This window comes from Brasilonema angustatum (genome assembly GCF_059505445.1).
On the sequence record NZ_JCACKO010000140.1, the window covers coordinates 76,887 to 101,689 of the forward strand.

General features: G+C 41.4%; 17 protein-coding genes and 5 pseudogenes. 15 read left to right on the forward strand and 7 right to left on the reverse strand.

Translation table 11 applies throughout. The annotated features are described in order from the left end of the window. The first annotated feature begins 115 nt into the window (after positions 1-115). Positions 116-1,324, forward strand: coding sequence for a 4-hydroxy-3-methylbut-2-enyl diphosphate reductase (locus AC5JM2_RS27220; RefSeq protein ID WP_495837936.1), 1,209 nt, complete (start codon positions 116-118; stop codon positions 1,322-1,324). A gap of 496 nt (positions 1,325-1,820) precedes the next feature. Beyond that, entirely contained in the window at positions 1,821-3,137 is a 1,317-nt protein-coding gene (locus tag AC5JM2_RS27225; protein ID WP_495837937.1) for a pentapeptide repeat-containing protein, read from the forward strand. A gap of 728 nt (positions 3,138-3,865) precedes the next feature. On the opposite strand, the gene AC5JM2_RS27230 is transcribed toward AC5JM2_RS27225, so the two are convergent. Continuing rightward, complete coding sequence (locus AC5JM2_RS27230; protein WP_495837938.1) at positions 3,866-4,123, reverse strand: hypothetical protein; 258 nt, start codon at positions 4,121-4,123, stop codon at positions 3,866-3,868. Between the two features lie 163 nt (positions 4,124-4,286). Between AC5JM2_RS27230 and AC5JM2_RS27235 the strand changes: the two genes are divergently transcribed. The 3 genes from AC5JM2_RS27235 (at position 4,287) to AC5JM2_RS27245 (ending at position 7,991) form a co-directional block, all read left to right on the forward strand. Further along, on the forward strand, positions 4,287-4,442 hold the full coding sequence (locus AC5JM2_RS27235; RefSeq protein ID WP_495837939.1) for a hypothetical protein: 156 nt from the start codon (positions 4,287-4,289) through the stop codon (positions 4,440-4,442). Positions 4,443-4,492: 50 nt separating this feature from the next. Continuing rightward, positions 4,493-5,962, forward strand: coding sequence for a carotenoid oxygenase family protein (locus AC5JM2_RS27240; RefSeq protein ID WP_495837940.1), 1,470 nt, complete (start codon positions 4,493-4,495; stop codon positions 5,960-5,962). Positions 5,963-6,059: 97 nt separating this feature from the next. After that, the gene (locus tag AC5JM2_RS27245) at positions 6,060-7,991 is read left to right on the forward strand and encodes a S9 family peptidase (RefSeq protein WP_495837941.1); all 1,932 of its coding nucleotides are present in this window, start codon (positions 6,060-6,062) and stop codon (positions 7,989-7,991) included. 118 nt (positions 7,992-8,109) lie between these two features. Here AC5JM2_RS27245 and AC5JM2_RS27250 read toward each other — a convergent pair. The 4 genes and pseudogenes from AC5JM2_RS27250 to AC5JM2_RS27265 all read right to left on the reverse strand — a co-directional run. Next, positions 8,110-8,256, reverse strand: a pseudogene (locus AC5JM2_RS27250) (Uma2 family endonuclease); the annotation flags it as partial. A gap of 196 nt (positions 8,257-8,452) precedes the next feature. Beyond that, positions 8,453-10,099 (reverse strand): ABC1 kinase family protein, encoded by a 1,647-nt coding sequence (locus AC5JM2_RS27255; protein WP_495837942.1) that lies wholly within the window; start codon positions 10,097-10,099, stop codon positions 8,453-8,455. Between the two features lie 51 nt (positions 10,100-10,150). Further along, positions 10,151-10,447 (reverse strand): membrane protein insertion efficiency factor YidD, encoded by a 297-nt coding sequence (yidD, locus tag AC5JM2_RS27260; protein ID WP_495837943.1) that lies wholly within the window; start codon positions 10,445-10,447, stop codon positions 10,151-10,153. 79 nt (positions 10,448-10,526) lie between these two features. Beyond that, positions 10,527-11,591 (reverse strand): mannose-1-phosphate guanylyltransferase, encoded by a 1,065-nt coding sequence (locus AC5JM2_RS27265; protein WP_495837944.1) that lies wholly within the window; start codon positions 11,589-11,591, stop codon positions 10,527-10,529. Positions 11,592-11,862: 271 nt separating this feature from the next. Here AC5JM2_RS27265 and AC5JM2_RS27270 point away from each other — a divergent pair, with 271 nt between their 5' ends. The 4 genes and pseudogenes from AC5JM2_RS27270 to AC5JM2_RS27285 all read left to right on the forward strand — a co-directional run. After that, positions 11,863-13,311, forward strand: coding sequence for an LCP family protein (locus tag AC5JM2_RS27270; protein WP_495837945.1), 1,449 nt, complete (start codon positions 11,863-11,865; stop codon positions 13,309-13,311). 349 nt (positions 13,312-13,660) lie between these two features. Then, a complete protein-coding gene (locus tag AC5JM2_RS27275) occupies positions 13,661-14,944 on the forward strand; it encodes a proton extrusion protein PcxA (protein ID WP_495837946.1) in 1,284 nt (427 codons plus the stop codon). A 301-nt stretch (positions 14,945-15,245) separates the two neighbouring features. Then, positions 15,246-15,851, forward strand: a complete 606-nt coding sequence (locus tag AC5JM2_RS27280) for a DedA family protein (protein ID WP_495837947.1) — start codon at positions 15,246-15,248, stop codon at positions 15,849-15,851. Positions 15,852-16,185: 334 nt separating this feature from the next. Beyond that, a pseudogene (locus AC5JM2_RS27285) lies at positions 16,186-16,461 on the forward strand (IS4/Tn5 family transposase DNA-binding protein); the annotation flags it as partial. An 8-nt stretch (positions 16,462-16,469) separates the two neighbouring features. On the opposite strand, the pseudogene AC5JM2_RS27290 reads toward AC5JM2_RS27285, so the two are convergent. Further along, positions 16,470-17,574, reverse strand: a pseudogene (locus AC5JM2_RS27290) (IS630 family transposase). Between the two features lie 687 nt (positions 17,575-18,261). On the opposite strand from AC5JM2_RS27290, the gene AC5JM2_RS27295 reads away from it, so the two are divergent. After that, positions 18,262-18,816, forward strand: coding sequence for a response regulator (locus tag AC5JM2_RS27295; RefSeq protein WP_495837948.1), 555 nt, complete (start codon positions 18,262-18,264; stop codon positions 18,814-18,816). 63 nt (positions 18,817-18,879) lie between these two features. After that, complete coding sequence (locus tag AC5JM2_RS27300) at positions 18,880-19,035, forward strand: orange carotenoid protein N-terminal domain-containing protein (protein WP_495837949.1); 156 nt, start codon at positions 18,880-18,882, stop codon at positions 19,033-19,035. Positions 19,036-19,160: 125 nt separating this feature from the next. Here the strand turns inward: AC5JM2_RS27300 and AC5JM2_RS27305 are convergent. Next, positions 19,161-19,343 (reverse strand): annotated as a pseudogene (locus AC5JM2_RS27305) (IS630 family transposase); the annotation flags it as partial. Positions 19,344-21,074: 1,731 nt separating this feature from the next. Between AC5JM2_RS27305 and AC5JM2_RS27310 the strand changes: the two are divergent. The 4 genes and pseudogenes from AC5JM2_RS27310 to AC5JM2_RS27325 form a co-directional block, all read left to right on the forward strand. Continuing rightward, complete coding sequence (locus AC5JM2_RS27310) at positions 21,075-21,320, forward strand: hypothetical protein (protein WP_495837950.1); 246 nt, start codon at positions 21,075-21,077, stop codon at positions 21,318-21,320. A gap of 81 nt (positions 21,321-21,401) precedes the next feature. Further along, the gene (locus AC5JM2_RS27315; RefSeq protein WP_495837951.1) at positions 21,402-21,542 is read left to right on the forward strand and encodes a hypothetical protein; all 141 of its coding nucleotides are present in this window, start codon (positions 21,402-21,404) and stop codon (positions 21,540-21,542) included. A 1,140-nt stretch (positions 21,543-22,682) separates the two neighbouring features. Further along, positions 22,683-24,407 (forward strand): ABC transporter ATP-binding protein, encoded by a 1,725-nt coding sequence (locus tag AC5JM2_RS27320; protein WP_495837952.1) that lies wholly within the window; start codon positions 22,683-22,685, stop codon positions 24,405-24,407. A gap of 164 nt (positions 24,408-24,571) precedes the next feature. After that, positions 24,572-24,796, forward strand: a pseudogene (locus tag AC5JM2_RS27325) (DnaB-like helicase C-terminal domain-containing protein); the annotation flags it as partial. Positions 24,797-24,803: the final 7 nt, after the last annotated feature.

Genomic DNA, 24,803 nt, shown 5'->3' on the forward strand with positions numbered 1-24,803 from the left:
ATTGCAAGCACATAAAAAATAATCTTACCCAAAAGCACAAACAGACTCTTGGCGTCTTTGCCTCTTTGCGCGAGAAAATAAAAAATAGTAACTTTTAGATGAAACAGAAAAAACAATGGATACCAAAGCTTTTAAACGTTCGCTCCAACAATCAGAAAATTACCATCGTAAAGGATTTGGTCACCAAGCAGAAATAGCTACTCAGTTGCAGTCTGAGTATCAAAGCAGTTTAATTCAAGAAATTCGCAATAACAACTATACTCTGCAAAGAGGAGACGTCACCATTCATTTAGCACAAGCCTTTGGCTTTTGTTGGGGTGTAGAACGTGCTGTAGCTATGGCTTATGAAACCCGCAAACATTTCCCCACTGAACGCATTTGGATTACGAATGAGATTATTCACAATCCTTCTGTGAATCAGCGGATGCAGGAAATGGAAGTAGGATTTATCCCTGTTGAGGGAGGTCAAAAAGACTTTTCTGTTGTCGATTCTGGTGATGTCGTCATTTTACCTGCTTTCGGGGCAAGTGTGCAAGAAATGCAGTTGCTTAACGAGAAAAGTTGCAAAATTGTTGATACAACTTGCCCTTGGGTTTCTAAAGTTTGGAATGCTGTTGAAAAACATAAAAAAGTCGATTACACATCAATTATTCACGGTAAATATAAACACGAAGAAACTGTTGCAACAAGTTCCTTTGCCGGGAAATATCTGATTGTGCTGAATATGCAGCAAGCAGAATACGTTGCTAACTACATTTTGAATGGTGGAAATCGGGAAGAATTCTTGGCAAAATTCAGTAAAGCTTGCTCTGTTGGATTTGATCCTGATAAAGATTTGGAACGGGTTGGTATCGCTAACCAAACCACAATGCTCAAAAGTGAAACCGAGCAAATGGGGAAACTCTTTGAGCGGACGATGATGACAAAGTATGGTCCCACTGAGTTAAATCAGCATTTCCAAAGCTTCAACACCATTTGTGACGCCACCCAAGAACGCCAAGATGCAATGTTGGATTTAGTGGAACGAAATCTAGATTTGATGATAGTCATTGGTGGGTTTAATTCATCAAATACAACACAGTTGCAACAGATTGCACTAGAGCGAGGAATTCCTTCTTATCATATCGATAGAGAAGTGCGGATTCTGTCAGGAAATCGCATTGAGCATCGGGAATTAAATGGAGATTTGAAGATTACAGAAAACTGGTTACCAGATGGAGAAATTGTTGTCGGAATTACTTCTGGTGCTTCTACACCGGATATAGTTGTGGAAGATGTGATTGAGAAGATTCTGGAATTGAAGGCGACTGCGGTGGTGGTTTAAGAATAATTCCCTGCTTGTGGGAAGGAAGAGCAGCAATCAAGCAGTCAGAAAAACACTTTAATCTGTGATTTGGGTCAGTATTGATTGTGACTACAGTCAGTGCTGACTACACTTATACTTTGGTAAATATTCAAAGTACTTTATCAGGAAGCTTTTACCCATGACCAATTCTCCACACAGGTCAAAGGCTCAAAATTCCCTTTCGCAGCTGATACCCAGAAGAAGTACTGTAAAAGGCTTTTGTCTTATATTGCTTGCTTTCGGACTCACTTCTAGTATATTCATCGCAACCGCCTATTGGGAGTCACCATACAAGAACGACGCAGGTAAACCTCTATGCGAGGAAAATCTCCCTTGGAAAGATTACTTGATCTGTAGAGTTGCAAATTCAAAAGTATTACAGCAAGTTCAGAACTTTAGTGTTCTTTTTGCTGCGTGGTTATTTATTTTTGATACATTTGAACGCAAGAAACAGGCATACCGCGAGGCATGGAGTTTGATAGATGGAGCTAGAGAGTCTGAAACAAGCGGAGCAAGGATTTTGGCTCTTAATGAGCTACATGAAGATAAGGTCTCTCTGAGAGGACTTGATGCCGAGGGTGCAGATATGGTCGGGATTAACTTGAAAGGAGCTTTTTTGGAAAATGCTAATCTTCGAGGCTCTCTACTTCAACGTTGCAACTTAATAGGTGCTAAACTTCAAGAATCTGAACTTCAAGATTCTCAACTTCAAGAAGCAAAGCTACGCAGAGCCGATCTACGAATGGCTTATCTCCAAAGGGCTAACTTAGAGAAAGCTGAGCTTCAAGGCGCAAAACTTGGTGGAGCAGTTCTTAGGCAAGCAATCTTAGCAGAAGCTCAACTTCAAGAAGCTGATCTATCAGGTGCTGACTTTCGAGGTGCTAATTTGTGGCGAGCCGAGCTTAAGGAAGCCGATGTAGAGCATGCCAACTTTGCAGGTGCAAAAAAACTTGATATAAATCAAGTTAAGAAAGCTAAAAATTGGGAAAAGGCTACATATGGAAAAGACTTTGCACCAGAACTAGGCGAGTTGTTGTCGCGAGAGGAATATACTGACGAATTTGTAATGAAAGACAAAAGAAAAACTTCAGCAGAAAATGAGTTATTTAAACGTTTAGTCAACATCTTGATTTCTACTGAGTCTGTTGAAAGAAAAGAACGTTTAATGCTACAGAATAAGCTTGATAAAGCAATGGAGTTACTCAGTGGTGAGAAAACCGTTTCAACACAAGATACAATTTCTGCAGAATTAATTGTTAGAGATGTTGTAGAAGAGTTGCTTCAGAAAAACTCAGATGACAATAATAGAGATTTAGATGAAAAACTCAGGAATCAGTTACAGGCTTTTCAAGATACTGCTGATATAGCAATACAGAATGTTGACAAGCGACAGAAATTTGAGAGTATTGCCAGTGAGTGGTTAAAACTTAAGTGTCAAAGCTTGAAAGATTGTGGAATAAAAGCTATTCTCACTAAAAAACCTGAGATCAAAGAGGCGGGAGGTCTTCTGTATCCACCTGAGAAAATCAATCAACTTAGCGAGGATATTGAAAGATTGTTAAATCTTTTGGTAGAAAGTCTCTCTGCACACCAGAATCTTTCTATTTCAGAGGCAATGAAGCTTAAACTGCCTAGTTCTGTATACTTAGACATATTTAGGGTAATTTGGGAGGAGATAATTCCAAGATGTCTAGATAGTGAGTCTGAGCAGATATCTGATGAAGTGTTAGAGCGGCTGAAAATATACTTTTTGCTTCTTAGGGATGAACTCAAAAAAATTAAATCACTTTGATAACTTACCTACTTTCTACTCTCCAACTAATCTCCTATAAATTCTAGACTGCTCTAGGTCAAAAATTGACATTTTAGCTCTGGAGATTGGGTATCTGGAAGAAATTTCATCCTTTTCCCAGTTTCCAGAACAAAAAATGTCCTTTTAGAATCGTGTAAAGTATAAATATAGAGTCAATCAGCTATTGGTCAACTCTTCTACTAGACCTCTCCAAAAATGGCTATGAAACCTTTACTCCTAACTTGCACATTTTAGAACCGTTATACAGTAAGGCATTGAGAAACATCATAAAAATGTGCTTGTTTCATATTTTGCGGGAGCGTTAATCGCGCCCGTGAGAGGCTCAGATCTTGCATCTCCACCTGATCACACCTTGAACTGAAGTTCAAGGCTAATAGCTTAAGTCCGTTAAAACGGAACGGCACATGCTTCAAGTCGGGAAACCCGGACGCCAGATACCTACGGAGGGAGACCCTCCTGCAGTACTGGCTCCCCAACGCAGTGCCTCCTCAAAGACTTATCCAGTCCGTTTTAACGGACTTGAACTTTGAGCCAAGAAATTTATTTCTTGGCGGACGAAAATAATGGTGCAAGATCTGAGCGCCCGACTAGCCGCGTTTTTTCGCCGCTAGCAACAAATAAAACTTGTACATTTTTCAAAGGAGGGCTAAAAGCTTTGCTATATAAGGCTTATAAAATGTGCAAGTTAGGAGTTTACCGCGCTTGCACTAACAATCATTTTTGGAGGGGTCTACTGGACATGCACACTGATGCCAAAGCTCTGGGTTCTCAGCCATTAAATCAGGAAACTCCTCCAGAATCTTACAAACCCTTGTACGGTGGGTTATAGCCTGATCGGGATATTTCTTTATAGTCTCCTTGATCTTAATCAGAATTAAGCGCAGAGCATCGATATCTTTTTTTTCCAGAGCATCGCCAATCTGAACATCTAAAGGCAATTCCTCATCAAAATCAAAATTACTCATACATTCTTTCCTTTGCTATAAAAAAAGCTACTTTTGCTGAGACATCCATTGAACTGTTTTTTCAAGTCCAATCGTTGGCGCTCTAGTAACATTAAGCACAAAAGATTCTCAGAAATCGGGACACTTTATACTGACTTTGCAAATATGCTCTAGGTGTTTGTCAATGCTTCATCAAGAACTCAAGCAAATCGTTGCTTTCCTAAAAGCAGATGCACCAAGTTGTGATTTATCTGCAACAAACCACCTCAGATCTCCTGTGGCACAGCACCTTTACTTAGGAAAGAATCCTTCGGACAGAGGAATTGTAACAAGATTATAACGACAATCTAAAATAATCCAGTTGTTTTATTGATACATTTTCTAGTGTTAATGCATACAATAGATAAAAAGTCAACAAAAAAAACCTGGGCACAAGCTCTTGCCCAACCCGCAAAAGAATTCCCTCTCACCCAATTGCAAATCCTTTCTGGCACAATACCTGAAGGCTTACAGGGCACACTGTACCGCAATGGTCCGGCAAGGTTAGAACGCGGCGGTATGAACATGGGACACTGGTTTGATGGCGATGGCGCGATTCTTGCCGTACATTTCAACTCTCCTTATGAAGAGGGGAAAAAGGAGGGTGCAACAGCAGTTTACCGCTACGTACAAACTGATGAATATAAAGAAGAAGCAGCAGCAGGACAACTGCTTTACGGCAATTATGGAATGACTGCACCAGGGGCATTTTGGAACAGATGGTTGAAACCAGTTAAGAATTCTGCCAATACTTCTGTGCTGGCGTTACCAGATAAATTACTTGCACTGTGGGAAGGCGGTAACCCTCATGCCCTCGACTTGCAAATGCTCCACACTTTGGGCAAAGATGATTTAGGAGCATTGAAGAATGGATTGCCTTATTCTGCCCATCCTAAAATTGAGCAAAAATCTGGCTCAATTTTTAACTTTGGTATCTCCATAGGATTAAATGGGATACTGAATATATATAAGAGCGATTTTACGGGTAAAATTCAACAAAAAACATCGTTTGAACTTGATGGTTTCCCGTTAATACATGATTTTGTTCTCGCTGGGCAATATCTAGTATTTTTCGTTTCTCCGTTGCGGTTAAATGCCCTAGCAGTATTAACTGGATTTAGCAGCTATAGTAATTCTTTTGAATGGAAGCCGCAACTGGGTACTCAGGTTCTGGTGTTTGACTGTGAAACTCTGTCTCTGGTAAGTCGTGGTGAAACCGAACCTTGGTTTCAGTGGCATTTTGGTAATGGGTATGTGGATGATAGTGGATTGATAGTAGTCGATGTCGTGCGTTATGAAGACTTTCAAATCAACGAGTATCTAAGGCAAGTCGCAACAGGTCAGACTCACACTCCTGCTGTAAGTACTTTGTGGCGAATACATATTGAACCGAGTACAGCTAAAGTCAAGGGAATTGAGGAAATTGTAGATCGCCACTGTGAATTTCCAGTTGTACCACCGCAAGAGACGGGACAATACAGTAACCAAACTTATCTCGTCGTACATCGCCAAGGGGCTTGTGCGAGCAAAGAAATATTTGGGGCGATCGCCCGTTTCGATCACAAAACCGATACCCTCACAATTGCTGACTGTGGCGAAAACCGCTATCCAAGTGAACCCATTTATGCTCAAAATCCCCAAAATCCTGAGCAAGGATGGATCATCACAGTTGTGTATGATGGCAATTCTGATTGTAGTGAAGTTTGGGTTTACGATGCAGATAGGTTAGATGATTCACCTGTGTGCAGATTGGCATTACCTGGCGTGATTCCCCACAGTTTCCACGGTACTTGGAAACCTGCTCATATCGACTCAGTTTGAACTTCGGCAATCGGGGAACTCTTAACACCTTTATTCCTTCTTCGGTGTTAAGAATTTTTTTTAAAAATAATTATTGAAATTAGGGAGTTTATAGCCTGTGATTCAACCAGAGGTAGCATCTTACGGTTCTTGGAGATCACCGATCACAACAGACTTAATTACTGCACGTACAATTGGATTGGGGCAAATTGTTATTGATGGCGAAGACATTTATTGGAGTGAGTTACGACCGTCCGAGCAAGGCAGAACTGTGGTAGTGAGACGGAGTGCCAATAATCAAATTCAGGATGTCACTCCTGCGCCCTTCAATGTGCGTACCCGTGTTCATGAATATGGCGGTAACTCTTTTTTCGTTGTTGATGACACTGTTTACTTTAGCAACTTTGCCGACCAACGTCTCTATCGTCAGGAGATTAATACTGAACCGCAAGCCATCACACCCCTAGTTGCTGTGCGCTATGCAGACGGAATTTTTGACCGTCAACGCCACCGAATTATTTGTGTATCTGAGGATCACACCATTCCTGACCGTGAGCCAATCAACACACTGGTGAGTCTAGGATTAGAAGGAGATAGCAAACCGTTAGTATCTGGAAACGACTTTTACGCCTCACCCCGTCTTAGCCCTGATGGCTCTCGCTTGGCTTGGCTGGCTTGGAACCATCCAAATATGCCTTGGGATGGTACTCAACTATGGGTGGGGGAACTTCTAGCAGATGGCTGTTTAGGTAATACTCAACAAATTGCTGGTGGTTTCAATGAATCCATATTTCAGCCGGAGTGGTCTAGTGATGGCAAATTGTACTTTATCAGTGACCGTACTGGTTGGTGGAATCTTTACCGTTGGCAAGATGGAGAAATACAAGCTTTGACACAAATGAAGGCAGAGTTTGGTCGTCCCCAGTGGCTTTTAGGTATGTCAACTTATGCTTTCGAGTCAGCTAACCGCATTATCTGCACATATACCCAACAAGGTACTTGGCACTTAGCGAGTCTTGACACAACAACAACTCAATTGAAACCGCTGCCAACACCATATACGGAAATTAGTGGTATTCAGGCAACCTTAGGACGAGTTGTTTTCCGAGCAAGTTCTCCGACTGAGTTATCCGCTATTGTGCAACTTGATTTGGCTACCGAAAAACTGGAAGTGTTACGCCCTTCTAATGATGTAACAATTGATCCTGGTTATCTTTCCCTGCCTCAGCCAATTGAGTACCCGACAGCTAACGGTCAAACCGCCTATGCTATATTTTACCGACCTCAAAACCTTGATTGCACTGCTCCTGAAACTGAGAAACCTCCTCTGATTGTCAAAAGCCACGGTGGGCCAACCGCAGCTGCTTCTAGTAACCTGAGCTTTAGTATTCAGTACTGGACTAGCCGGGGTATAGCGGTTCTAGATGTAAATTATGGTGGTAGCACAGGTTATGGACGAGAGTATCGTCAAAGATTAGATGGTCAGTGGGGAATTGTTGATGTAGATGATTGCGTCTTTGGTGCGCGTTACCTAGTAGAACAAGGGATAGTTGACGGCGAGCGTTTGGCAATTTCCGGTGGCAGTGCTGGTGGTTATACAACGCTTTGTGCCTTGACTTTCCGTAATACCTTCAAAGCCGGTGCCAGCTACTACGGAGTCAGTGACCTAGAAGCTTTAGCACGGGATACACACAAATTTGAATCGCGATACTTGGAGCGTTTAATTGGTGCTTACCCACAACAGCGTCAGATTTATCAACAACGCTCGCCAATCAATTTTACTGACCGTCTTGCCTGCCCTGTAATTTTTTTTCAGGGACTAGAAGATCAAGTCGTTCCACCAAGCCAAACACAAGCAATGGTTACAGCCTTGCAGGCTAAAGGTCTGCCAGTGGCTTATGTTCCCTTTGAAGGTGAACAACATGGCTTCCGCAAAGCCGAAAACATCAAAAAATCACTAGAAGCGGAACTCTACTTTTATTCACGTATTTTCGGCTTTGAACTGACTGAATTAATCGAATCGGTAATTATTGAAAATACTCGATTCTAATATCTTAAGTTGGCGTAGATGGGGTACAGCCCAGAGGTAGAGTCGAGGGGAATGGCAACATTTCCCTCCATTCGTGAGAGGTTAAGGTCTGACACCATTTATCAATAAGCAATAATACTTAAAATATGGCAAAAAATTGAGGAGAAAGAGTTTGAGGAGATTTTAAAACTTCAACTTCTTGTCCTGGACGATAGATTTCTACTTCCTGTTTTTGCTGGTTAATCAACCAACCAAGCTGACAACCATTTTCGATATATTCTTGCATCAAAAGTTAAACAAGAACTCAGAAGTCCATTCTGACTTCTGAGTTCTTTAGGACTTACGCACGCGCTACTTTAAAAGAGCCGGTTGCGATTGCTTCCCTATGCCTAACGGCACGCTGCGCGTTAGCGTAGCGTCTCCGCAGGAGATGCGGTCGCAATGAGTATAGTTACGTTGTTCGTGCGTAAGTCCTATTCTTGTTAACGTAGCCGTCCTGAGCGCAAAATACTGATAATTAACCACAGCCCCAATAAACTAGCAGTAGCAAACAACACATTGCTCAATAACAACAACTGAGATGTCCTCGCGTTGCTAGAGATAATTGCTGCACCCATAATCAGTGAACCCACTAAGATGCTAAAAGAAAGACGATTTGCAGCATCATCTGTTGTTCGGCGTAAGCTATCTAAACCACGCAGTGAGATATTCCACTGTAATGTTTCCGAGGTAATTCGCTCTAGCAGAAACTCTAGGAGTCGAGGAGATTGTAAAGAAAGACTTTTGACATCCAAAGCTGTTCTAAGGAGCGATCGCACGGGATTGTCACCAAGCAACTGTTGGCGAAACACATCTGTCAGCAATGGCTGAATTTCATCGAGAAAGTTCAACTCTGGGTTAAATCCTCGTGCCACTCCCTCTAAGTTAGCCAGGGTTTTGGCATATAAACCCATGTTACTGGGCAAGCGAATTTTGTTGTTACGAGCGACTTGCAAAAGTTCGTAGATGATTTGACTGAAATTAATTTGCGATACGCTCAAGTTGTAATACTTTCGCAGCATTCGGTCATAATCATTTTCCAGTTTAACCATAATCACTGGCTGTGTAGACTCCGCCAGCTGCAAAGTTAACTGAGCACACCGCTGAGCATCTAGATCTACAATTGCCAACAACATTTCTATCAATATGCCTTGTGTACGGGGATCAAGCCGTCCCACCATGCCACAGTCCAACAGAGCAACGCGACCATCTTTTAGATAAAATAAGTTACCAGGATGGGGATCAGCGTGGAAAAAGCCATCAATATACAGTTGCTGAAAGAAAGCTCGGAATAGTAATGTAGTAATTTCTTTACGTTTTTCGGCTGGATCTTTGCCATTGTTGTCACTCTCAAGATCTGCGTCTAACAGAGGACCTCCGTTGAGCCACTCCATCACGAGTAATTTTGGTGTCGTCAAATCCCAGAAAATTTCGGCAACAACTAATTGTGTGGGATCAAACCAGCGACTCTGGGATAAATTGCGTCGTAACTGATCGGTGAAACTTGCTTCCCGTGTAAAATCTAATTCATCTTCTAAGGCTTTGGTAAATTCTTCGGCGATCGCTTTGATTTCATAATTTTGCCCAAATTCGGTACGAGCCACTAAATCGGCTATACCTTGAATTAAGGCGATATCCTGGGGAACAGTGATATCAATTCCTGGACGTTGCACCTTGAGAGCGACTTCCCGCCCATCTACGAGTGTGGCTTTGTGTGTCTGGGCAATCGAGCCTGCTGCGACTGCGATCGCATTTATTGTAGCGAAGGTTTCTTCTAAAGGACGTTTGAGCTGTTTGCGAATGACGACTTCTACATCTGCCCAAGGAACTGGTGGTACTTCATCTTGTAGTGTTGACAATTCCTCTATGTATGCTCCGCTCAGCAAGTCTGGACGGGTAGACATTAACTGACCTAGCTTGATGTAGACTGGTCCTAAGTCTACCAAGATGTTCTTTAAAACAGCAGGTGGGGGTAGCTGGGGTTCATCGGCTTTTCCTCCAGTCAGCAGTCGTCGCATATAGTCCCAACCATTACGAAGCAGGACTTCAATGATTTCTCTTTGACGAGGAACAGTTTGGGTGAGGAACATAGTTTTATTGAGCCGCAAAGATCACAAAAAAATACAAAGCAAACAGAGGGGTTATAGAGGTAAGCAGCAGGGAATGATGATACACCTGAAGCCGTTGGTACTGCTGTTGGTTTTAAGGGTTTGGCTTGCTCTAGTGCAATCCTTAAATCTTGATAAAGATGATTTGACAGCTTCTATAAAACTGCGTTCGCTCAGCATCCGCCTAACGTAATTTGAACAGGAATCCCCACCGTGTAATAAACGATGGGGACACGAAAATCCTTTACGAGGAGAAATCTGCTTTTGATAGGCAATAATGCTGTTTATTGCCATGCTTTTGGCTAGAGGCTGATAACGACTAATTTGCATAATTGTTCAAATGAAATAACAGACACAAATGTTATACTGGTTGATACACCTCATGCGCCTCTGCCAGGGGTTTTAAGTTTTAAAGCAAGTTAGAAAATCGCGCATCACTTTGTAAGGTTTTGAGGACTTGCTTAATTTCTTGGGTACGGTCTTTTTTGACAATCAGGGTAACGTTGCGATCGCGCACAATCACCACATCTTCTAACCCAATTGTAACAATGACATCCTCCTCATTTGTGGAATAGACTATAGCTCCCTGTGTGTCCAGTCCGATATGAGTCGCAAATTCAACATTGGGGATGCCTTCTTTTTTCAGTAAACGCTCGATCGCATTCCAATCTCCCAAATCATCCCAGCCAAATTCTGCGGGTAAGACATAAGCAATATCTGTCTTTTCCATCAAAGCATAGTCTATACTTTTCTTAGGGAGATCCTGGTAGATATCAGGACCGAACTTTTCTATCGGTTCGATAATTTCTGGAGCGTGTCTGTGCAGTTCCTTGAGAACAACACCTACTCGAAAAACAAACATCCCGCTATTCCAGCTAAAACGTCCTGTAGAGAGAAAGTTTTCAGCCGTTTGACGGTCAGGCTTTTCAGTAAACCGGTTGACGTGATAAGCTGGCAACTCCTTAAAACTGCCAATCTTTTCCCCTTGTTCGATATAGCCGTAACCAGTTGATGGAAAGGCAGGCTTAATCCCGAGTGTGACAATTGCTGCCTGGGTAGCTGCAAGCTGAATTGCCGCATCTATTGTACATAGAAATGCTTCTTGGTCGGCTATCCAATGGTCAGCGGGGAAAAAACCGATAATAGCGTCGTCTCCATAACGTCTTTGAATTTCCAAACTTGTCCAGGCAACCGCTGCAGCGGTGTCCCTTCCCTGCAACTCAACAAGTAGGTTATCTGATGGCAACTCGGGTAGTTGTTCTGTAACTCCTTGAGCTATCTGACCAGAAGTAATAACCCACAGGTTATCCCAACCACCTGCAAGTGTCAATAGTCGGTCAGCCGTTGCTTGTAGGAGGCTTCTGTCAGTACCATCAAGATTCAAAAATTGCTTGGGTCGATTTTGACGACTCAAGGGCCAAAAACGCTCACCTTTCCCACCAGCAAGGATTACAGGGAACAAAGTTCTAGTCATTGGGTCAGAGTAACTTACTAAAGAATACTACAAGTGTACTGTGACAAATAAAAGTAATGAAGTATAAATATACTTGGATCAAGTCAGAGGAAATGACACAAATAGACACCATAAAAAGCGAATGGTAAAGGTATAGAGCGACTCTGGGGGACTTACCGTAGGATAGCTAGGATGAGGTTAGATGATAAATTTACACTCTTACTCAAACTTCGAGTAAGGTAGTTCACCGGCAAGATTTTTAAGTTGCATTAACATTACGTTTAGGGAGTGGATGAGTGGGGAAAGTATTGTGGTCAAGCAAATAGCAAGTCAAAAACACCAGAGCAGCTCAAATAAATTACAACAATCCTCAAATGGGGTAACACTCACAAACCAAAAAAGTATTTCTCGTAAATTCGTATCTTCGGGTTCTGTTCCCAGCCAGCTGTATCATCGGCTGGGGTTAGCCATGCCTCGATGGCTTTTTTGGGTATTGACAATTGTTGTAGGAATGACCTTGTCGGGTTTGCTGGTATCGAGTTTGGCACTTTGGACTCCACTGTGGAGTGACATTGATCGAACAGATGAAGAAGTAGGATTGGGTGGGAAAGACCAAAAAATACCTCTACCAGGGGAGCTGTGGAGTAACATTTCACAATATCACCTCACTCGACCAATGAATATTTTGGTCATGGGTATTGAGCCAGTACCTGGCAGTGTAGATGGAACTCCCGAAAGTTTTGCAGGTCATAGCGATACGATACTGCTGATACGACTCGATCCAAGCAACAAAACAATCCGGGTACTTTCTATCCCTAAAGATACCATGACAGCTATTCCAGGAAAAGGATTAACTAAGGTATCTGATGCCAACGCGCAAGGAGGTAAAGTTTTAGCAGCGCGGGTTGTCAGTCGTACTCTCAGTAATGCACCTATTGACCGCTATATTCGTATTTCTACCAGTGGGTTACGACGCCTAGTGGATCAGTTGGGTGGAGTAGAGGTTTTTGTTCCTAAACCAATGGTTAACAAAGATCCTGCAACACGATTTTCGATTAACTTAGTCAACGGCTGGCAAACACTCAATGGTGAACAGGCAGAACAGTTTGTGCGGTTTCGCGAACCAGGTATGGGCGATTTGGAAAGAGTCCAGCGACAGCAAGCACTTTTGGTGGGATTGCGCGATCGCCTAAACAGTCCTACTGTTTTACCCAAATTGCCTCAGATCATCCGCGTTATGGGAAGGCACTTCGACACTAACCTCAAGCTGGAAGAAATGATGGCAATAGTGAACTTTACTTTGAATATAGAGCGAGATAATTACCAGATGACCATATTACCTGGAATTTTCAGCCGTCTGAGCCAAGATCCGAGTAGCTATTGGTTGGATCTGACTGGGCGAGTTGACTTGCTACAAGATTACGCTGGGGTGACAATAGGGGGTGTGTCCTCAAGTGTCAAACCGCCCGCTAGCCTGAAAATTGCCATTCAGAATGCTTCTAGAAAACCTCAACTAACTCAAAAAGTTATCAATAATCTTAAACAGCAAGGATTTACAAAAGTTTACGCTATACCAGATTGGTCTGATAACCGAAGCGAAACTAAGATTATTGTCCAAAAAGGCAACCGACAAGCAGGAGAACAATTACAAAAAATCTTAGGTTTGGGTCAGGTTGAAGTGTCCGCGACGGGCGATCTAGAATCTGATATCACAATCCGGATTGGTAAGGATTGGAAGTAGTTATTAATCATAAGTCATTTGTCCTTTGTTGGGGACAAATGATTTTTGACAAAAGACCAAGCACAACATGATGAAACAAATCCTACTTCGTATATTGGGATTAATTATGATTTGGGTTCTTGCCTGGTTATGGGTGCTGCTTTACGCTAGTCCAGCTTATGGTTAACTGATGGGCAAGTGCTTCACAATTATAAAATAAATCGAAGCTGCTAGGTGTACACTCAGAATAGGATACCCAATCTAATTGGCTAATCAAGTATAAAGATAAATTATAGGTTTTTAGCAATTAATGATTTTTAAATTAAATAAAATAATAACAGTAAAATCTATAAGAAATCAAGAGTAGAATATGAAAATTTCGTTTTTAAACAAAAATTCAGGATTCATCGGACAAAAAATTCAACAATACTTACAGGCTGGTAACAAACGGTTCCTGAGTACACCAGAAAGAGCACTATTAGAAGCTTACGAGGCTGCTCAAAGAATTAGAAATATTGAGATCGATCAGTTTAATGGTAAAAAAATTACACCTTATTTAAGCAACTACACTGACAGTGTCAGGGCTTATTGGCAGGTTTCTCTTAACAAGAACTTAATGATTATCAAGGCAAAATTAGCAGAGTTCCGTTTAAGTTCTTCTCTGTTGAATATGTCAAGTTCTGCTTTTTTAGAGAAACTAACTTTTATTGATGAGGTGAGCCTCAAATATAATTTAGAACAAGAATTAAATCAGGACGGGATAACACCAGTCTCTCAACCATTAGAAATTAACCGTGACGAAGTTAATAACCAGTCAGATTCATCTGGTGTAAACAATATAAAAGGTGACCCTCTTTTTAATAAAACAGGTATATTTCCTAGATCAATTGGAAGAACATTAAATAGAATTAAAGCAGATTTTTCGCCGGAAGCAGAACAACAATATATTAGAAATTTTCAAAGTTCTAGAAAGAGAACAAGAAGTGCTGTCAGATTTTTGGTAATCCTAGTTATTGTGCCGCTCTTAACTCAGTATCTCTCTAAACAATTCTTAGTTAGTCCAATTGTAGAGCGGATAAGAGGCGAAAATCTAAGTCACGTTTTCCTCAACTATGAAATGGAAGAAGAAGCTTTGACAGAGTTAAAAACTTTTGAAGAAAAATTAAAGTTTCAGAGCCTAATTAGTAAAGCACCACCACTTTCTTCAGAAGCCGTAGAGGAAAAAGTAAAAAATAAAGTCCACGAAATTGCTGAAGAATTTAAAGAGAAAGGCAATAGCGCTATTAGCAATGTTTTTGCTGATTTGCTGTCACTTGTAGCTTTTGCATTCGTAATTGTTACAAGCAAAAGAGAAATTGCAATTGTGAAATCTTTCATGGATGATGTTATCTATGGTTTGAGTGACAGTGCTAAAGCTTTCTTGATTATTTTATTCACAGATATATTTGTCGGATTTCACTCACCACATGGTTGGGAGGTGATTCTTGAAGCATTTGCGGAACATTTAGGGCTTCCAGCACAAAAAAGCGCAATATCTCTTTTTATTGCCACTTTTCCTGTGATTTTGGACACTATTTTTAAATACTGGATATTCCGCTATCTGAGTAAATTGTCTCCTTCAGCCTTGGCGACAATGAAAGAAATGAACGAGTAATAAGCTGTGATTATGTAATTTTTCATACTTATGTATGAGGATGTTCCTTAGTTCTGGTAAGTTAATCCAAACCGAATTATCTTCAGTAACTAGTATAGATGACAACTGTTCTGGGGGATTTATGGTTGCTGACTTATCTCGTTCCATTTGCGTGTATGCAACGGAAAAGCACTATAAGTGCGCGTGCAGCAAAGCAGCAGCGCTAGCCCCGGAGGGGCGCTACGCAAACGCTATCGCCAAAAAAAATTCTGATATTCCTCTAAATTTGTGTTAAATAAGTTATTGATTTAGAGGATATTCTATGCATTTTGATTTAGTAGAAACAATAAAGTCTTTAGGCTACTTTGGAGTATGGGCAATTGTATTTGCAGAGTCTGGGTTACTGATTGGCTTTTTTCTACCTGGAGATAGTTTGCTATTTACTGCTGGATTTATAGCATCTGTTCCGCAATCACCGCTTAATATCTGGATTCTCATCATTGGCGCTTTTCTTGCTGCAGTACTTGGTGATAATGTCGGTTATGCGACTGGATACAAATTTGGTCGTAGGCTCTTTCAAAAAGAAGATTCATGGTTATTTCATAAAAAACATTTGATCTCAACAACCAAATTTTATCAAAAACATGGTAAAAAAACGCTTATCTTAGCTCGATTTGTTCCAATTGTGCGGACTTTCGCGCCCATTATTGCTGGCGTTGGTAGCATGGATTATCGCACATTTATGTCCTATAACTTGATTGGTGGGTTTCTTTGGACATTCGGCATCACTCTGTTAGGATTTTTCTTAGGAAAATCTCTACCAGCTGAACAGCTAGATAAGTATTTGTTACCCATTATTGGATTAATTATTGTTGTTTCTTTATTGCCATCAATTCTTCATCTTATTAAAGAAAACAAGAATAAATGACGGAGAAGGTTTAGAGGATGTTTGAGAAGTATAAAATATTTTGGTCGAGCCCCTCTTTGTCCCCCCCTTAAAAAGCTATCCATTACCCGCATCTTTCTCAACATTTATACAACTTATACCATTTCTTTGTGAGGATGCGCCAAATTTTCTTGACTTCTTCTTTCTTTGTGTGCTTTGCGCCCTACCCTGCGGGAAGCCGCTGCGCGTCTACGCGGTTCGTTCCTCATATAATTGGGCGCATGTTCATACAGAATTGGTATTAGTTAAAATATGCCAAAAACATTGATAGGTATAGTTTTTGAGAGAAGAGAATATTTGCGGGTAATAGTGGATCATGGAAAAATGGGCTTCAGTTGAATTAAAACAGGCAGATTTAGGAGACACAAGACGAAACAAGCGTCTAGTAAGGATCGTAGAAGATTTGGCAGTACAACCAAGCAGTAGCGTACCTCAAGCCTGTGGAAACATAGCCGCAACCAGCGCAGCATACGATTTTTGGAACTCACCCTACTTTCAGCCAGATGATATACCTAACGCCCATGTAAAAAGCACAGTTGCTCGAATCAAAGAACATGATGTGGTGTTGATGATTCAGGACACGACGAGTATATAGGACTCCTATTTGATTTTTGAAAAAACTCCGTACATCCCAAGAGTGGGGAAATCAAAGGTAGTGTGTCGAATAAACCACTCAAACATCCACTTCAAATGCGAGAATTTTGGAATCAAGGCGCAGAAACGTCGAACCCATGTTTTAGCTTGCAACCAAATATCCTCAATTGGATTTTGTTCTGGACAATTGGGAGCAAAGCGAACGCAGTATATTTGCCATTGGTTGGTCGGTAGTCCTTGATTAATCTCATCCAAAAAACCTCGAACTTGTTTGGAACGGTGATACATCGCACCATCCCAAAAAATCAGTAATCTCTGGTTGGGGGACTGTGTTAGAAGATAGCGTAGATAATCAATAGTCGAATCTGAGTTTCCTGCATCGTAGGCTTTGAGCAATAATTATCCTGTAATATAGTCTACTGCCCCATAGTAAGTTTGTTTATTTCGCTCATTTACAACTGGAACCGCAATTTCTGAGTCTGTTTTCCCCCAGACATAGCCGCTTAAGTCTCCCCACATTAAATGGCACTCATCAATTAATAGTACTCTTAGCTTTCGTGTTTGGATTTTGTAGCGGTGGTTTGCCAACAATGACTGAATCTCTTTTTTTTTCTGCAACAGCTTCTGCATCGGCTTTCGGATTTAGCTTTGTTGTTTTCTTCCAACTGATGTCAGCTGCATCGAACAAGTCATAGTAACTTTGTTTTGACTCATAAACCAGGTCGTATTCAAAAGCTAACTTATACTCTAGTTCTCCAAGCTCCCAACAGTCCTTGGTTTGCAACCATCTCAATACTTCTTCTCGTTGTTCGCTACTCAAGTAGCTTTTCTTCCCTTTGTAGTTTAACCGTAGTCCATCAACTCCATCTTGCTCATAGGCTTGTTTCCAACCTGTTATCGAGCCTAAAGACACATCTAAAATAGTTTGGATTTCTTCGTACAAGTAATCTTGGTAAACCAACTTGACCGCCAAGGCTTTTCTTGCCTCACGGGCATCACGACAACCTGCGATAAAATCCTGTAACTCCGCGATACGCTTTGCGTCAAGCCTCCGGCTTATCGCAGTTGCCACTACAGGGCGTGTTGCCGTTTGTAGATCCTGATTGGTCATTGTCTACTCTTACACTTGTACACTTATCCGTATTTTCTCGTGATTTTTTTCAAAAATCAAATAGGATTTTTATATTAGGAATTATTGTCTTCAATCATCGCTACTTAAATCTTTCTTTAGATTTATTTGCCTGTTATTAAAAGTCATACATAAGTCTGAATCGATGTAAATTTTTTTGTGTTGATGAATACAAATCCTAAATGGTAATTTTCTGTCTTATCAACGAAAAACTAGTAATTATCCCCATAATCCGATGTGGTTGTGGGGTTTTGTTTTTGGTAGACAAGCACCTCATTCCGTAGCCAAGCCTTATCCAATAAATAGTTCTTCCAGGATGAGCTAGTATGGGTTTGTTTTTAGCGGTGCGGTAGTCACGGCTGTTTTTGGGTATAGACGCGTTGCAGGCAATTTTAGCAGGTATATCCCAAAACTAACTAATCAACGGTTACTTAGTAGGATTTAAGAGGTTACCAACCTTGGAAACCTTTGTAATATTTTATATTGTAGTTAAACAAATAACCCCAGAAATGAAACAGTAGCCTGTCATGCTGTAGGTAAATCAATAAGACATCACTCATCCTACACTCGGTTTTTTACGAATAGGAAATTAACTGCAATGGTACATAATTTGCTGAATTACGTGGTTATCACTTAACAGTTAAAGGACTGCAAACTAAACGTGACAAATTGTTAGAAGAATGGGCAACCACTATTAATCCAGGTGTAGCTGAAATGACGATTGGGACAGGTATGTGTTCAAATAAGAAATTTCCGACTAATCTTCAGTCCCTCCAAGGGCTGCGAGTACTTGTTGTAGACGATAATGTCGATTTGTGCGAATTGCTCGCAGTGTTACTGCAACCCTATGGTGTCCAGGTGCAAACAGCATTTTTAACCCAGCAAGCTTTGAAAATATTTGTGGAATGGCAACCTGATGTCCTCGTAAGTGACATTGCCCTGCCAAAGGAGGATGGCTATTCGCTGATTCAACAAGTGAGAACCAAAACAGGAGAGCAAGGGAAAGTGGTGCTAGCCATTGCTGTGACAGACTATATCAATGAAAGGATGCTTCAACGTGCTCTGTGTGTTGGCTTTGACCTGTGGTTCACCAAACCCCTGGATTTTGATGAGTTCGTTGTTATGCTTGCCTGTTTAGCGATGACACAACTGGTTTTGGCTCATGCCTCTAGACATGGTGAGCTAAGTCTCGAAAAGCAGTTAGAACTCGAATTCCAAAGTTAGTATCACCATTTTTGAAAAACTTTCAACAAATCAATGTCATTTGATTCTGGGGATTTTGAAAAAATGTCATTTACTATCAAGTCTGCACACTCCATTTTTGGTGACACTCAAGTTGCTAATGCAGTTCCAGCTATTGTTGAATCATTCAATCAACTCAGTATTAAGGAGCAGTTGGTTTTACTTTGGTTCATCGGTGAGATGTTAAGGAAATTACGTTGATGACTATTTCAAATACGACGATGAACACTCAAATTTGAAATCAAACCACAACCACAACCCCAGACATCATCACGGACTTCCAAGCTTGGTGCGACTAGTACAGCACGGCGGAAATAGAGTTACCATTAAGCAGCCAAAACCTTGCCCTTATAAGTCCACTTAAATGGTTTCGCCATAGTGCGATTAAAGTAGTTGATGAAATCTTCGATGCGGGTTTTGAGATTATCTTTGCTATAAAAGCTCGCACGCTTTAGCAATTTACGTACAAGGATACTAAACCAAATCTCAATTTGGTTTAGCCAAGAGGAATGTTTAGGCGTGTTTCATAGAATCAAGCTGACTTAATCCAGTTAAATTGATATCTTGCGGATTTTTCAAAACGGTAAACTGTGGATGATTGATATCCATACAGCAATAAAAAACGTTGACGTATTGGTCAACACAGTTCTTTGTAACGAGCGATTCCTACAATAGACAAGGGTTTTACAAAAAACGACGTGAGTAATATTGGGACAACAATTACAAATCTCCGATGTAACCCCTAGTAGCAGATCTGGGGGTTTTTAATTGTAAGCTGTGACGGTTCCTGTGGCGGCTGTTGTGGACGGGCGCGGTCGGGGCAACTTGGTTGCCCGAATGTCCATAAGCGTGGCCGTAGGGGGCGCTCCAATAGAAAAAGGTTGATGTATTGGTCAACACAGTTTATTGTAACTTAAATTCCTGCTTTAGAAAGGGGTTTACAAATACGACACTAGTAATATTGGAACGAATACAAGTAATTCGACATAATCCCCTAGTAACAGGTCTGGGGATTTTTTTTATTGTAAGCAGTGGACAAGGTTATGACGTGGTTGACGTATTGGTCAACACAGTTTATTGTAACTTAAATCCTGCAATAGACAAGGGTCTTACAAGAAACAACACCTATAGTATTGGAACATATGGGACGTTAATTCGGTATAAACCCTCAGACCGTCACTGGGGGTTTTTAATGAACAACTGTGGATCAGGTTGTGGCGTGGTTGAGGTATTGGTCAACACAGTTATTTGTAACTTCAACTCATGCTTGAGAAAGGGGTTTTCTAAAAACCCGATAGCTATAGTATTGGAGAAACCAAATGTTTAACAATAACTTGACAGAAACCCTCGGAGCGGCACTGGGGGTTTTTAATTAAGAACTGTGGATCAGGTTATGGCGTGGTTGAGGTATTGGTCAACACAGTTATTTGTAACTTCAACTCATGCTTGAGAAAGGGGTTTTCTAAAAACCCGATAGCTATAGTATTGGAGAAACCAAATGTTTAACAATAACTTGACAGAAACCCTCGGAGCGCCACTGAGGGTTTTTTATTAAAAAGTATGGATAGGGTTATGGCGTGGTTGACGTATTAAAAAACCGACAGCCAGCTAAGGAGGTCGGATTTTTTTAATTAGGTAAGATAAAATGCCCTCCAGATAGTTTTGGAGGGTACAGAATTAGCTACCATCTTTGAAAAATGGGGGCTTTTTTCTACCAGCTATTTGTAATAGTAATTAGATCAAGTTTCCTTTAATTCCCTCAAAAGATTGGGATTTGATTAAGAATTTTTGTGCTGGCAAATACACTCGACTAATTAGCCACCGTCTGATCTAAAAAAAACTAACAGCCAGCTATGGTGGTCGTTTTTGAAGTTGAAAATTTCCGGGGTGTGGCGTGATCGCTCCAACCGGAAGGAGGGCATCTTTCAACGTAGGTGTTTTGTGCAATGTTCATCAAAAAGCCCCTCTATAATAGACTGCAACACCTTCAAAATTTCTTTCAGGTACGTTAGTTTATTTTGCAAATATCCCATTAGAGGCGTCTATAAGCCTCATCACAACTAATGTTGTGAAACGCTTACTGTGTTGGTTTTGCGCTCTGAGAGTAGCGGGTGTGGTGGCGGGAATGGGCGGCGGTAGAATATTTGAAAATAAAAACGATAGTGTGTAGTCTTCTCGGTTGAAGAATAATTTTTATACCATAAAACGGTTTTTTTAGCATTTTTTTTTAGAATAATTATATGGAAACAGATTTACATTTAAAATCAAATAAACTATTAAGTTCTGTTGTCGTTAGACCTGATTTTAGTAGCTTTAACCCGATCAATTCATTCCCAGCTAGGTCACCCGCCAAGACTGGTGGTCTAGAAAATAAGCAACTAGGCGCTGGCTCTCAAGTAGGTCTGTTGTTTATCAGTGTTTTGTTAGGCATCGTTGTATTAGTACTCGTTACTATGCTGATGCAACAGATGCCATACCCTAGTTAAAGCAAGTTGAATTTTTGCCGTGTTTACGGACGATCTACCGAATTGGTAGATTGGCTTTTTACGAATAGGAAATTAATTGCAATGGTACATAATTTTACTGAATTACGTGGTTATCACTTAACAGTCAAAACACCGCAAACTAAGTGTGGAAAATTGTTAGAAGAGTTGGCAGCCACTATTAATCCTGGTGTACCACCTAGACACCATATCTCTCCTAGGTGACTCCTGACAGATTGCCAAAACTTAGGTGGGTGAGGGTCAGTTAACAATAGCGCGTCGTCGCCGAGCCACCCTTCATAACTCATAATCACCTGCATCTCGATGTGTTTATGGGTGATTTTGGTGTCTGAGAACATTTTTCATCTAAAAAAAAATTGATTTCAAATCTCATATTTGAAAATGACTGAAATGAACCAAGTATTTATACTTGGATCGATTTCAGCCATCAGACAATCGCTGAAACCCTGATTATCTCCTTCAAAAATTGCTTTTAATAGAAGCATTTAGCAATAGTTGAAAGTCAAAATCTGCTCCAAAAAATCGAGTCGTCGGGTTTTTGGAGCAAAATTTTTGTAGTACACACAGCCTGAAACATTTATGGAGAGCTTTTTGAAATGTACTACAAAAATATCGGGCGCAAATTTTGCTTACTCTGGGGATATAGATCCTGCGCCCGATATTTTTTTGTAACTTTAGCTACACTTTTTTTGAGTTGACGATAGCAGACGCGGGAGCGAAGCGACCGCGCGGTGGCGGTGCTAATGTTCGGAGTTCGGTGGAATGTTCGGAGTCGCGCGGGTCAGACGGAAGAATCAGCTTTTGAGATGAGGCAAATGCTAGCGTGCAAATTTGCAAGCACAGGTGATATCAAATCCGTTTATATCGGAATTTTTCCTCCTTCCTCTCTCTCTCTGTGTCCTCTGCGCCTCTGCGGTTTTTTTATCACTCAGATGCTACCGGATTTGATATGACACCCCAAATTTGATTGATAAGGTAAATCTCAAAGAAGTTAGGCGTTCACACAAGTTTAACTTATAAATTTTGGCGGTGACGCCCGACCAGAGGGAGGGCGTCTATCAACGTGGATGATAGCGGCGCTTGGATGGGGCTGGAAAGCGACCTTTTTGAAAAATGGTATGTTTCTCAATAAACCTACAGCTTATACCATTTCACGAAATCCCTGATACAAATGATTGGTTTCTAATTCTTTCCCCCTGCTCCGGTGCTCCCTGCTCCCCATTTGTATCAACCTTAAAGTGAAACGGTATTAGTCATTCGCGCTCCAACATCAATAAGTCTTCAGAAACTACACAAAAGCTGATAGCGTCAAACAAAGAAGAGTCTTTTTGTGGATGTGACAGCTTGAAAACGCGCTCTAACTATTGGCAGCTTCTACCGTATATTCGACCCCAATGGCAAACTATCGTTAAGGGGTTCATTGGCATTTTAGGATATGTCCTGGCAACTTTGTCACTTCTGACATATGTGCGTCGATTTGCAACTGTCTTTGGTGGGGGGGATTTGAAGGCGATCGCCCTACAACTTGCCATCATCGCAGCAGTCTTTCTCGTACGAGGCTTTTTTCAGTCCGTGCAAGATATCTACATGGCAAAAGCAGCACTGCGAGTTGCTTTTAACCTCCGTAAAAAAGTTTACTCACATTTGCAAAAGCTCAATCTCAGCTATTTTGAAACTGCCAAGTCAGGTGATTTATCTTACCGCCTCACTGAAGATATCGACCGAGTTGGGGAAGTTGTGCACAAAGTCTTCCACGACTTTATCCCCTGCATTTTGCAGCTAGTAGCAATTCCCATTTACATGATTTCTCTGAATTGGCAACTGACATTAGCCATAGTCATCGTTGCACCGTTAATGGGTATTTTAATTGGTTGGTTTGGTGAACGGTTACGCCGATTCTCTCTTAAAAGTCAAAATCGCATCTCAGACTTATCAGCAATACTCACCGAAGTTGTTAGTGGTATCCGCATAGTACAAGCTTTTGCTGCAGAAAACTACGAAACTGCCAGGTTTAGTCGGGAAGCAGAACGCACAATGAGCGCGAAATACTCAGTGGAACGGCTCAAAGCAATTCAAATTCCTATTGTAGGATTCTTAGAAGCTGTGAGTGCTTTAACACTACTATTCGTTGGCGCGGCGCAAATTGCGAATGATAACTTGACGGTGGCAGAGTTTTTCAGCTACCTGACTGCAGCAGCGTTGTTAATTGATCCTATCGGTCACGTTACGAACAACTACAATGAGTTTAAGCAAGGTGAGGCCTCTGTTGACCGAGTTTTTGAATTGTTGGCAGTTCAGCCAACTGTGGTAGAAAAATTAGATGCTCTTTTGCTTCCCCAAGTGACTGGTAAGGTGGAATATAGTCGTGTGTCTTTTGCTTACAAACCAGGTGAACCTGTCTTAAAAGATATCAGTTTGTTGGCACAGCCGGGAGAAGCGATCGCTCTTGTCGGTGCTTCGGGTGCAGGTAAAACGACTTTTGTCAATCTTCTCCCCCGCTTTTATGATGCAACTGCTGGTGAGATCTTCATTGACGGCGTTAATATTCGGGATGTTACGCTTGACAGCTTGCGGCGACAGATTGGAATTGTTCCTCAAGAAACTATCATGTTTTCTGGAACAATTGCCCAAAATATCGCTTTCGGGCAAGATTCTTTTGAGATGGAAGCGGTAGAGAAAGCGGCTTCAATTGCTAATGCTCACCAGTTTATTACGCAACTTCCAGATGGTTATCACACATGGGTGGGAGAAAGGGGGGTAAATTTATCTGGTGGACAACGACAAAGAATTGCTATTGCACGTGCTGTTTTATTAAACCCCAGAATTCTGATTTTAGATGAAGCCACATCTGCTTTAGATTCAGAGTCGGAAGCTTTGGTACAGGAAGCACTGGAACGATTGATGGAGGGGCGAACTGTGTTTATTATTGCTCATCGTTTGAGTACAGTCAGGCGGTGCGATCGCATTTTAGTTCTCGAACGCGGGCAAATTGTCGAATCAGGAACTCATGAAGAATTGTTAACGCTTGGGCGTCGCTATGCTAGATTCTACGCGCAGCAGTTTAGTTGAAGTCACTCGCGCTCGTCGCAAAGCGACGAGCGCGTCTCCGTTTGGCGCAGCCGTGCCGCAGGCTCAGGAGATACGCTAAAATTCAAAATTCACGCATCACCGTTCGCGCAGCGTGCCCGTAAGCGCAAGCGCACGCGACTTGGGCGAACGCGCAGCGTGTCCGTAAGGACTTACAAGAACGAAATAAGCGCCCCATCCTCTCTAACCTGAGAGATAGCGGCAGTATTGAGCAAGATGCCGATTTGGTGCTAATGCTTTACCGAGATGATTCTTACAACAATGATACGCAAGATAGAGGAATTGCCGAATTGATCGTTGCAAAGCATCGTAATGATCCAACTGGCACTGTCAAGTTGCTTTTTGACTCGCACCTTACGATACTAGTTTAGAAATTTC